This is a genomic window from Methanothrix sp. (assembly GCF_024518575.1).
Taxonomy (GTDB): Archaea; Halobacteriota; Methanosarcinia; order Methanotrichales; family Methanotrichaceae; genus Methanothrix_B.
The window spans coordinates 1-10284 of record NZ_JANIHG010000047.1 but is presented as its reverse complement, the minus strand read 5'-3'; the positions used below and the strand labels follow the sequence as shown (position 1 = coordinate 10284).

The window sequence follows — 10284 nt, the reverse complement described above, 5'->3', positions numbered from 1 at the left end:
CCTGATCCCATGCTCGCACAGGAGCCTTACCAGCCTCTGTCCCACGTCACCATACCCCACGACGAGAAGCCTCATGCCCCTATCATCTCCAGCGCCCAGCAGCCTGAGACGCATGAGCTGCTCGGAAGCCCCAACCGCGAGAATGACTGTGCCGCTGGACAGGAGATCGCTTCCTGCAGGTCTGGGTGTGAACTCGCCCCTCCTCCATATCCCGACAACATATGCCCCTGTCTCGATCAGGAGAGGATCTGAGATGGCTCTTCCAGCAAGAGGGCTGCCGGGAAACACAGGCACCTCAGCCAGGCTCAGCGTGCCGAAGAGCTGGACCGCCCCGGGAAATACGCACTCACCGCAGGATGGAGTTGATATCTGCGCTACGAACGTTCCCAGCATCGTCTTGGGCGAGAGAACCCTGGAGGCGCCGGCATAGCTCAGAAACCTGGAGTGCCTCAGGTCTTCGACCATAGCGATTATCTCGACTCCTGATACCTCCCTGATCGTCAGAACTATGTCCGCGTTGATCTCATCACTATAATTCACCATGACCATCCTGGCAGTTGATATGCCCGCGTTCCTCAAAACCTGCACATCCGATGGGTCCCCCCAGACGGTCGTGTACTTTTTGAAGATGCGTCTCGCCACAGACTCCCTGCTCTCAACTATCGCGAACTCGATCCCCATCTCATCCAGCCTTTCTGTCAGCCTCTCGACCATCGGTCCGTAGCCGCAGATCAAGATGTGATCGCTCATCCACTCCGGCACCCTTTCAGGAAGCTCTCGTCCTAGATGCTCGAACCAGGGCGTCACCAGGCCGGGCAGAACGAAGGCGAACACCATGACTATGCCCGTCAGACTCACGATGATGCTGAATAGATGCCCGACAGGGCTCCTGAAGACTATGTCCCCGTAGCCGACGGTCGTCATGGTCATTACGACCCAGTATACCGCGTTTACCGGCTGTGCAAGCTCCGGCCTGCCCTCATGCCTCATGAGGATAATGTATATGGCGCTGTATGCGGCCACCACCACGATCGCGGAGAGAATGGCTCTGGCAGCGCCTCTGGAGTCCACGCTATCGGCCATTCAGGAGACCCTTCAGAGCCCAAGCCTTATGTGCTTTATCTCCATGTACTCGTCAAGGCCTCGATGTGACAGCTCCCTGCCGATGCCGCTCTGCTTCCAGCCGCCGAAGGGAGCATGATGGTCTATAACGCTTCCGAGATTCACACCGACGCTTCCTGCCTCGATCCTCTCAGCTATACGAACCGCTCTCCGCAGGCTGTCTGTGTATATGTAAGCTGCCAGGCCGTATTCTGTATCGTTCGCGAGCCTGACAGCCTCCTCCTCACCACTGAACCGCATGATCGGAGCTACAGGCCCGAACGTCTCCTCTCTCATCATCCTCATCGTGTGATCGACGTCTGTAAGCACTGTGGGCATGAAGTAGTAACCTCTGGCGAAAAGAGATCCCTCGGGCTCGCGGCCGCCGCAGAGGATCCTGGCGCCCTTACGGACCGCATCCTCTATGTGCTCCCTGGTCTTTCTCCGCTGTCTCTCACTCACCATTGGCCCTAAATCCACTTCCGGATCGAGCGGGTCTCCGATTCTGAGCTTGAGCGTTCGCCGGAGCACTCTCTCTGTAAAATCCTCTGCGATCGCATCAGCCACGTACACCCGGTTCACGGATATGCAGACCTGACCCATGTTCCCGAAGGCCCGTCTCACGCATGCGCTTGCGGCTGCGTCTATATCGGCATCATCGAACACAATCATGGGCGCGTGCCCGCCAAGCTCAAGGGAGACCCTCTTGAGATGCCTGGCTGCAGCCTCCATGATCCATCTCCCAGTGGAGGTCTCGCCTGTGAAGGAGATCTTTCTAGATATCGGATTCGTCACAAGCTCTGCGCCGACTGTGTCCCCCGATCCGTGGACGATGTTCAGAACTCCTGGAGGAAGTCCAGCCTCGTTTACTGCCATGACGAACTCGGTGGCCGCGACCGGCGCCAGGCTCGAGGGCTTCGCCACAGCTGTACAGCCGGAGGCGAGCGCCGGGCCGACCTTCCAGGCGAGCAGCTCCACCGGATAGTTCCAGGGTGTTATGAGGGAGACAACACCGACCGGCTGTTTTGTCACTATACTTCTTGTATCGCCTGTGCTGATCCAGTCTCCGATGTTTCTCATCCCTTCCTCTGCGAAGTAATCGAGTGTGTCAGCTGCAGACAGAACCTCCCTTCTGGAGTCCCTGATCGGCTTCCCCATCTCCATGGTGAGGAGCTCTGCGATATGGTCTGCTCTCTCCCTCACGATCTCGGCTGCATCATGCAGCAGCTCACACCTTCTTTTTTGGGAGGCAGATGACCACTCTGGAAATGCACGCTGTGCAGCCTCAAGCGCTCTGACGGCGTCGATGGCTTCGCCAATCACAACCTCTGCCACAGGCTCCTGGTTCGCTGGATTATGAATGATATCAAAAGATGCACCCTCAACCTGCTCCCCGTTTATCAGCATCATGGAACGGTACATGGGAGGATCTCAGCAGGACGGCATAAAAATTATTTGGGGTCAAACCAGCAGTCTCTGAGGCGCAATTTTCTTTTGCGATAATGTCAATCACAGGATGGTATGGGGTGCCGGTCGTGCTCGTGGATACAAGAAAAACATCCAGCCCACCATGTGGACACACCTCTGAGAGCAACCGGCCTGAACGCGATGTGTTCAGATGTGATTCGTGCTCCGCTGAACTGCCGATCACATCGCCGCGGTAACCATCACAGCAAGGGCAGCTATCGACCAGCATCTTGTAGCGGTGCATGTGCATCAGCTACGGTCATGAAGTTTTGGATGCACATCCTGGAAGCTCTACACTCATCAGCACCCTGTCGGTCTCCTCGACAAGCCTTTCCTGCGTTACGCCGAGGATGCCCGCGAGGAGCGCTGTCCCTCCCGCGCCGACCCCTTCCTTCACGAAGCCCCTGGTGAACGCCTGAATCACGGGAATCCTGGATCTCTCAAGGCCGGGATCGACGACATAGTACGGCCATCCCGAATCCTCGACGATATCCCTGAAGCTGGCGCTGCGGTCCTCAGCCACGTACTTCGTTGTGGCTATCGAGAAATCGCCCTCGATCCCAAGCCGCCTGGCCAGAAGGAGAACCGCAGCGAGCTGAGTCCCCCCGGAGAGAACGACCCGCGTGGATGAGCCGATGCCTTTGAGAAGGCCTAAAGCGCATGGGATCATCGGATCTCCGAACTCCACGATCGCCTTTAGCACTTTATCCCTGAATTCTCCGGGCTCTGCATCGCATCTCCTCAGTGCTTCCCTGACGATCTCCATCTTGAGCTCGATCGGGTTTGCATCGAAGCTGCTGCTCACGCTCCCATCATATCCGATGGCGTGCAGCACTGCGAGTGCTGTGGTTGTGCCTCCGGCTATGGACTCTCCGATGAATATGCAGTCTGAGAGAGCAGATACCTTTCTTCCGAGAAGCGCAGCCTTCTCCATTATCGCAGGTGCCTCGGGCACGCCTGGCGCGTATCTTATATCTCCGCCTGCCGCTCCACCAACCTCAACATATGGAACAGCGGGCTTCTTCTCCAGGCCGCTCGCAACGAAGAGCGCCGGCACACCGGTCAGGCTCAGCGCGGCCCTTGTGATTATGCCGGGGGTCGGGCATCCGCCGGGCGTCTCCGGAAGCCCTGGCATTGTGACGATCCTGTTGAACTCGACCAGCTCAGCATCCGCGCCAGGCGTGTAAAACGTGAGCTCGGGCGTGACGCCTGCAGCGCTAACCCCTGGGATCTTTCCGACATGCGTGTTCGAGATTATGCACATGAAGAGAGGCCGAGAGGGCCTGAGATCGAAATCCGGATGTATCCATCTTGGCATAATCTATAGTCTCTGAGGAGCTATATTAAATCAACGGTAGATTATTTAAATCAAATTTATTTGATTAATGCTCAAGGGCAGCTTAGAAGGTCGCGAGGCTGCATATCCCCATGGTCAGGGCCGACAAGAGGACAACTGACAGATGCTACAGAGAGCGTATCAGAAGCTCCGGCCTCGATGGGAGGATGATGGCTGAGCTTGATGCGCTCTCGGCGTGCCATCCTGGCTGCATAGCCGGTTTTCTTGAGAGCCTGGCGCCGAGAGCATGCGATGGGTGCACTTGGTGATGTCACCCAGAGTTACGACTGTGTTATATCTCTGTTGTCATTTTCTCCTGTAGTTGCGGTCTGGATGACGTGGTGATGTAACCAGAGTTACGACTGTGTCATCGCATTTGATGGTAAAGGTTTTGATCTTGCCTTCGATCTCTTTTGAATATCCGGATAGCACCTAGAGAGTCAGCCTCGAACCTTCCAGCCTGAATCCACTCTGCGGCAACTGTTGACGTCAGGAGTGCGGCTGCAAATATCCAGGGGCTCTGGGTTCCCAGAATTATCAATATGCATCCCGCTCAGCAGAGTTTGCCCGGTCAAATGCTGCACGCCTCGGATGCAACAGAGGAGACAGAAGATGCTTTCAGAAGTGGTGCAATGATAACACGTCACAGATCCCGGTGGGGTATGAGATCGCAGCCTGTGCATGGATAGCACATGGTCTGGGGCGCGTCCCCTCTGAGGCAGTTCCTGTCGAGAGCCCTCCTAAGATGCTCTGCAAGCCTTAGGATTCTTCCAGGGGATGGCCGGCGCATCTCCAGGTCTGCAAGGCGCAGCGGATGGGGGTAGACCGCGCGAAGCACAGGCATCACACCCATCTCTGTGAGCTCATCTATTCCCTGTAGTAGAACTCTGTCAGACTCGCCCAACCCCACTATGACATTTGTAAATACGCTGTTCCTGCCGAACACTCCAACGGCATCTGCGAGAGAGATCTTTATACCTTCAAATGAAAGCCCCGGGCATACCGTCTGGAATATATCAGGATCAAGCGTCTCAAGGTTGTACTTGACCTCGATGGCACCTGCGCTCCTGAGGATCTCGTTCGAGCGCTCCGTCGGGCAGACCGATATGCCGATGGGAACGCCAAAGGTTCTAAGCGCTTGCGCTATATCCGCGATCCTCTCGACCTCGTGCTCCGGAGATATCTCGACCCCGCTTGTAAGCGAGATCGCTTTGAGCCTGCCGGTCATGGCTGCGCGCCTGACCATCTCGATGACCCTCTCCTTTGACTTCGTCGGGCCCATGAGCTTCGGGACCGCGCAGAACCTGCAATCGTAAATGCAGCTCTCGGATACAGTTATGTATGCCTGACCCGGGCAGTGAAGCAGCGGCTCAACGAGATGGCCACGTGCCACAACCCGTCCTCTCTCAACTATAACATGCTCGTTCCCTTCACGCAGGAGCTTGAGGGGGCTCGGGGCGAGTGTGAGACGGACGGTCCTCTCGCCGGAGCTGAAGAAAACCGAGCCCTCGCCTGCGCTCGGTCCAGCTGTGGATGCGGCACCCTGAGGTGCTGAATCCTGAAGCTCCACGGTCCCCACGGATATCAGGTACGCTTTTGTGGCCAGATCCATCAACAATACCTTGATCAATTTTTGTATTTGAACGCTCCCCGCCCTGAAAGGCGTAGCTTCTGGGCATACCGCCAGAGACTGCGTTACCGGTCACATATGTGATAGATCCCCAGGCGGCACTTCCAGTCTTCTTAGATATCCTGAACTGGAATCGGTCGTCTTGATGTATATAAGGAATCGCTCTGAAAGGGGTATTCGCTAACACCCCCTGAAGGGCGGGGTCTTCTCGTTTCGCCCCCTCCTTATTATAGAGGATACCGCGCAGTATATATCCGTTGGCTTCCATGGAGGTTCTGATGTTCAATGTCAGGTAACATATGCTATGCTGGATGTCTGCTGTCAGTGATCTGCCTGCTCGCCCTCGCAGAGGGGAGTGTGGTCATAAATGAGTTTGAGCTGAATCCGCCATCCGACCAGCCGTATGCAGTGGAATGGATCGAGCTCTTCAACTCCGGTGATGTGGATGTGGATATCGGAGGATGGCAGGCTGTCATCATCTCCACGGTGCCTGGAGAGAACGGATCCCAGTTTCCATGGTCCGGAACTATCACAGTGCCTCTGGGAACGATCCTGAAGGCAGGCGAGTACAGGGTTCTCACCGGCGACCAGAGATGGGATCACGGGTTCAATGCGAGCGTCATACTCTACGACCAGGTGGGCAACGAGGTTGACAGGACCCCGATGCTGATGGACGAGAGGGATGATGGCTCAGACTGGTCCAGGTATCCAAATGGTGTGGACACGGACAGGACCTCAGACTGGGCGTACATCCCATCGACTAGGGGCAAGCCGAACATCCTGCCCTACTGAAAGGGCGTCTCAGACGATGGATAGAAGTTCAGGCGGCAGAGATCGCATATTACGGCCAGTGATCAGGCAGTTCGATCTTAAGGATCTGCCAGCCATTGTGGAGATTGACAGAGAGGTCGGAGGTGGTTACAGCCCGGAGCTATTCATGACATTCCATGAGTACCACCCCCAGACGATGCTCGTCGCCGAGGCCGCAGGAGGGGTCGTTGGCATTGTGATAGGTTTCAAGCACACGCCACTCGAGGGAAGGATATTCTGGCTCGCTGTGAAGCCAGCCCACCAGGGGCGCGGCATCGGCAGGAGCCTGCTCTCCGCGATTCTCCGCATTTTCAGCAGGCTCGGCGCTGTGAGCGCAACGCTCGAGGTCAGGATAGGGAACAGACGCGCGCAGAGCCTTTATGCATCCATGGGATTCGTGGTTGATAACGTGATCCCCAGCTACTACTCGGATGGCGAAGCAGCTCTGATAATGCGCAAGATACTGTGATAGCGATTTCAGCTCAGATCGGCACCGGCATGCGCTGAGATTCTGAACATAACGATGTACCTTCAGATCTGGAATTAGGCGAAGAAAAAATCGCCATTCGATTGCCATTTGCGCAGGTATCAGCTCCGCCTTCTCTCCTTCGTGTAGATCACGTCCAGCAGGTGTACGTCAGACCTGTTTCGTATCATCCTGTCGATGCTCGATGCGATTCCGCGGGTGTGCACCCTGCTCAGGACGCTGTTTATCACCACCATCTCCCCGATTTTTATCCGCTCGGTCTCATCATCAGATGCAGGAAGTATGGCCTCGCCAAGTGGAGATTTCGATAGCGCATCCGGTTTGGATCTGTCGAGCGGAACGATCCTGAAGTACTTCCTGGCGAAGAGCGGTCTGGAGCTTCCACCCTCAAGCCTGGAGAGCAGAACCCTGTCCTCGAATGGTATCAGATCGGTGTTCTCGACTATCGCCTCGCGGTTCAGCCCGACCTCCCCCGGATCGAGCTCTGAGGATCTTCCACCGACAGGCGTGACGTACCAGTGTCTGAGCGTCTCGATCGGATAAGGATAGGTGAGACATCTCATAGTAACATGGTCGATATGGAAATAGATAAAACTATTGTCGGGGGCCGTACTTATCCTTCCCGATGCATAACCAAAAGCCATTTATAAGAAAACTTTAAAATTAAGTTTAGCCTATTTCAAAAAGGAGGCTTCCATGTTCCGCAGTACTTTGTATCTCACAGTGGGCTTTGTGATACTGATTGGAGTCGCATCATCATACAGTTTCGGATCGAAGGTAGATAATGTCTCGCCTGATCTGGGTCGTCCTCTGGTCGACTTCGGCGGAACCCAGGTGCCGATAGACATAGGATACTGGGACGTCGGGCCGAATCCACAGATCTTCGATGAGGATGATATGGTCTACCTCCACTTCGGAAGCAGAGTTCCCGCCACTATCAGTGCGAATGATATCCGTCTGACAAACAGCTCAAACTTGGGACTGAACGCGGGCACCAAGGTGGGGGCAAGTGATATCGATTGCGGAAAGCCGTTGCTGCCCCTGCCGGCACCGCCGCTCACAGCAGGCATATACTTTATGGATCTGAGCGGCTCCTCGCCTGGATACGATATCAAGGATCTGATATACCTCAAGACCCTGCTTCCAAGCGGGATCACGGCGACAAACGATGTGCGACTGAGCGATGTGACGGAAAAAGTTGGTACTACCCTGTGTGCCGGCACCAAGGTTCTGGACTATGATGATGATCACAACCGGCTCATAATCCCGATGATAATTGGATTCCCGATATATCCGCCAGTCTGGCAGGAGAGCATAGCGACGATCAGGTTCTACAACGCAAACGGCAATACGATGAATGGCGTACCGATCTATGATTACAATGACGACGTGTACATAGACGTCCCGTTCTCGCCGCTATCGCCCGGATTCGTCTCGGTCAACGATGTGCATCTTACTGTATAGAGCATCCAGAGCTGGCCCTGCAGCGTCACGCGGTGCAGGGCCGGATGCTGCATGCACCGCGTAGCAAAATATCCAGCATAGTGGATACGGAAAAGCGCATTTCCTAGATGGCTGCGTTCCCAGATGGCCGATTGGCCCGACGAACCTCACAGCATTCCGCGAATCCTTTAAACAAGCGCGAATTTCCGTGGTGCGCGCGCACCTATACATTTTGACTGTATCTGAGCCCCAGAGGATGCTGCCAGGAGAGCTGGCAGACCTTCATCATGCCAGCTCTCGCTTCAGGAACTCGACCACCCTCGGCCACGAATCCTCCGCGGCTTTCGCAGCACCCTCAGCCGTTCCGCCCAGCCCCTCCCAGACGTTGACTGTGGGCAGATAGAACTGACGCATCGTCGTCGGGTAATATGGATAGGTGATCAGCATGTGCCCTCCCTGATCGTAGGAGAGGAGCTGATACGTGCGGGAATGATTGTGGGATCTAAGCCTGTCGATGGTTATCTGAGAGAGCACATCTGATGGCCAGACGCCGTCCCCAGGGTTGCCTATGAGCATAAAGGCAGCCTGTGAGTTCTCCACAGGAATTGTGGCCTCCTCAACAAGGGATCTCTGCATCTCCAGGCTGTAGAGGAAGGATGGCGCATCCAGATAGGGCGTACCGCTTTTCTGAGCCTCCATAAACAGCCTCTGCTGCTCCTCGCTTACCATCACCCTAAGATACGGAAGTGCCCTGCCCTGATAGGTCCACGCAGGAGCATCCGGGTCCTCTCCGATTCCCGACCAGATGACGCCGCTCGGTGTGTATCCCACCACCGCCTTGATCTCTGGATATATCGAGGCTGCGAGCAGTGCCAGCTCTCCACCACGCGATGCCCCGACGATTCCGATATGGTCCCTGGCAACTACAGGCTGCTGGTTCAGCCACTCGATCGCCTTCCCCACCGTCTCCACCGGGATGTTCTCAAGAGTTTGTGGCAATCCCGGTGCGCCGAAATAGGCAAGCGCCAATGTGGGCATGCGCGTCTTGGAGGCGATCACGCTCGCCCACCCCTCCTTGTACCCTCCCTCTGAGCCTCCGAGAACTATGATCGCCGGCGTGGGCTCTGTGATCTCCTCAGGTATTAAGAAAACCCCTACGATGGGATCGGTCAAATTCTCCCTGACCAGGTCGACCATAGCGATACGTTGGATCACCCTGCTATCGACCTCCTGGTCATTCACGTACAAGCTCACGGTGAGGTTGTGGATCACGGGGAAGGCAGAAACAAATTCTCCTGTCTGATTGACGCTCATGGACCAGAAAGGCCCTGCCTGATCTACTCCCTGGTACGAGCCCCCAATCGGGGCATCGCGCGAGGTGTCTATCGTTCCAGACTCGTCAGCCCGAAAAGATGCCTCTGAGGACCAGGTGTTGCCGAACTGGTCCTGGCCTGAAACGCGCAGTGTGGCGATCTGCCCTGCAGCAAGGCCACTCGCCTTTATGCTTATCGGATCGCCGATCAGCACCTGTTGTGGTTCCACATCCAGTCTCATAACATCCTCATTCTGTGCAGCGAGAGCCGAGATGAGCACGCTCCCGATAATGACCAAACTCAGAAGAACTCCCCTTAATCGAAACACAAGCAAAAATTGTATGATAGGTGTTATTTTAGACATATGGATGCCTTCTTGACTAATGTATAATTAAGTTTTCGATACATATTAGGATGTCCATAAGCTGATGGGGCCTGCCCGAATAAGGGTCGAGTTCTCCGACATCCGAAAGCAGTAAGTCCCAGTGAGCGCTACAAATTTGTTTAGCAGATTCTCCTTATTCGCGCATTTACACCTGGATCACCGCCGGAAGGGTATGGTGTAGCTCGCCCTGCGTCATCTCTGCTCTTCAGAGTTGAAACGCCGATTTTATGTCAGGATTCCTGAAACAGACCTAACAACACTCGTAACCTGCTTTTCGTGGCTGCATTTCGAGGTTATCTTCAGCCCACACCG

11 protein-coding genes are annotated in these 10284 nt (G+C 55.4%); 5 read left to right on the top strand and 6 right to left on the bottom strand.

The genetic code is table 11. The features are described from left to right. On the bottom strand, positions 1-1083 hold a 1083-nt coding region (locus tag NQU42_RS07685; protein ID WP_296610396.1), incomplete at its 3' end, for an NAD-binding protein. Between the two features lie 12 nt (positions 1084-1095). Next, the gene (locus tag NQU42_RS07680) at positions 1096-2523 is read right to left on the bottom strand and encodes an NAD-dependent succinate-semialdehyde dehydrogenase (RefSeq protein WP_296610395.1); all 1428 of its coding nucleotides are present in this window, start codon (positions 2521-2523) and stop codon (positions 1096-1098) included. A 77-nt stretch (positions 2524-2600) separates the two neighbouring features. On the opposite strand from NQU42_RS07680, the gene NQU42_RS08375 reads away from it, so the two are divergent. Continuing rightward, positions 2601-2765: a zinc ribbon domain-containing protein gene (locus NQU42_RS08375; RefSeq protein ID WP_366070297.1), complete on the top strand. Its 165-nt coding sequence runs from the start codon at positions 2601-2603 to the stop codon at positions 2763-2765. 62 nt (positions 2766-2827) lie between these two features. On the opposite strand, the gene cobT is transcribed toward NQU42_RS08375, so the two are convergent. Beyond that, positions 2828-3886, bottom strand: coding sequence for a nicotinate mononucleotide-dependent phosphoribosyltransferase CobT (gene cobT / locus NQU42_RS07675; RefSeq protein WP_296610393.1), 1059 nt, complete (start codon positions 3884-3886; stop codon positions 2828-2830). Positions 3887-3996: 110 nt separating this feature from the next. Here cobT and NQU42_RS07670 point away from each other — a divergent pair, with 110 nt between their 5' ends. Beyond that, positions 3997-4173, top strand: a complete 177-nt coding sequence (locus NQU42_RS07670; RefSeq protein WP_296610392.1) for a hypothetical protein — start codon at positions 3997-3999, stop codon at positions 4171-4173. Positions 4174-4547: 374 nt separating this feature from the next. On the opposite strand, the gene NQU42_RS07665 is transcribed toward NQU42_RS07670, so the two are convergent. After that, a complete protein-coding gene (locus NQU42_RS07665) occupies positions 4548-5516 on the bottom strand; it encodes a radical SAM protein (protein ID WP_296610391.1) in 969 nt (322 codons plus the stop codon). Between the two features lie 303 nt (positions 5517-5819). Between NQU42_RS07665 and NQU42_RS07660 the strand changes: the two genes are divergently transcribed. Further along, positions 5820-6326, top strand: a complete 507-nt coding sequence (locus NQU42_RS07660; RefSeq protein ID WP_296610389.1) for a lamin tail domain-containing protein — start codon at positions 5820-5822, stop codon at positions 6324-6326. A gap of 16 nt (positions 6327-6342) precedes the next feature. Further along, positions 6343-6813 carry a GNAT family N-acetyltransferase gene (locus tag NQU42_RS07655; RefSeq protein ID WP_296610387.1) on the top strand — a complete coding sequence of 157 codons (471 nt, stop codon included), beginning with the start codon at positions 6343-6345 and terminating at the stop codon, positions 6811-6813. Positions 6814-6932: 119 nt separating this feature from the next. Here NQU42_RS07655 and NQU42_RS07650 read toward each other — a convergent pair whose 3' ends face one another. Next, the gene (locus tag NQU42_RS07650) at positions 6933-7394 is read right to left on the bottom strand and encodes a hypothetical protein (protein ID WP_296610385.1); all 462 of its coding nucleotides are present in this window, start codon (positions 7392-7394) and stop codon (positions 6933-6935) included. A 133-nt stretch (positions 7395-7527) separates the two neighbouring features. Between NQU42_RS07650 and NQU42_RS07645 the strand changes: the two genes are divergently transcribed. Beyond that, positions 7528-8295 (top strand): hypothetical protein, encoded by a 768-nt coding sequence (locus NQU42_RS07645; protein WP_296610383.1) that lies wholly within the window; start codon positions 7528-7530, stop codon positions 8293-8295. A 264-nt stretch (positions 8296-8559) separates the two neighbouring features. Here NQU42_RS07645 and NQU42_RS07640 read toward each other — a convergent pair whose 3' ends face one another. After that, complete coding sequence (locus NQU42_RS07640) at positions 8560-9828, bottom strand: acyl-CoA thioester hydrolase/BAAT C-terminal domain-containing protein (protein WP_296610381.1); 1269 nt, start codon at positions 9826-9828, stop codon at positions 8560-8562. Between the last annotated feature and the right edge of the window lie 456 nt (positions 9829-10284).

What these genes read in the sequence shown, in the direction of transcription:
- NQU42_RS07680 (WP_296610395.1), bottom strand. Translation starts at nt 2,523, where the DNA reads ATGTACCGTTCCATGATGCTGATAAACGGGGAGCAGGTTGAGGGTGCA.
- cobT (WP_296610393.1), bottom strand. Translation starts at nt 3,886, where the DNA reads ATGCCAAGATGGATACATCCGGATTTCGATCTCAGGCCCTCTCGGCCT.
- NQU42_RS07670 (WP_296610392.1), top strand. Translation starts at nt 3,997, where the DNA reads ATGGTCAGGGCCGACAAGAGGACAACTGACAGATGCTACAGAGAGCGT.
- NQU42_RS07665 (WP_296610391.1), bottom strand. Translation starts at nt 5,516, where the DNA reads ATGGATCTGGCCACAAAAGCGTACCTGATATCCGTGGGGACCGTGGAG.
- NQU42_RS07660 (WP_296610389.1), top strand. Translation starts at nt 5,820, where the DNA reads ATGTCAGGTAACATATGCTATGCTGGATGTCTGCTGTCAGTGATCTGC.
- NQU42_RS07655 (WP_296610387.1), top strand. Translation starts at nt 6,343, where the DNA reads ATGGATAGAAGTTCAGGCGGCAGAGATCGCATATTACGGCCAGTGATC.
- NQU42_RS07650 (WP_296610385.1), bottom strand. Translation starts at nt 7,394, where the DNA reads ATGAGATGTCTCACCTATCCTTATCCGATCGAGACGCTCAGACACTGG.
- NQU42_RS07645 (WP_296610383.1), top strand. Translation starts at nt 7,528, where the DNA reads ATGTTCCGCAGTACTTTGTATCTCACAGTGGGCTTTGTGATACTGATT.
- NQU42_RS07640 (WP_296610381.1), bottom strand. Translation starts at nt 9,828, where the DNA reads ATGAGACTGGATGTGGAACCACAACAGGTGCTGATCGGCGATCCGATA.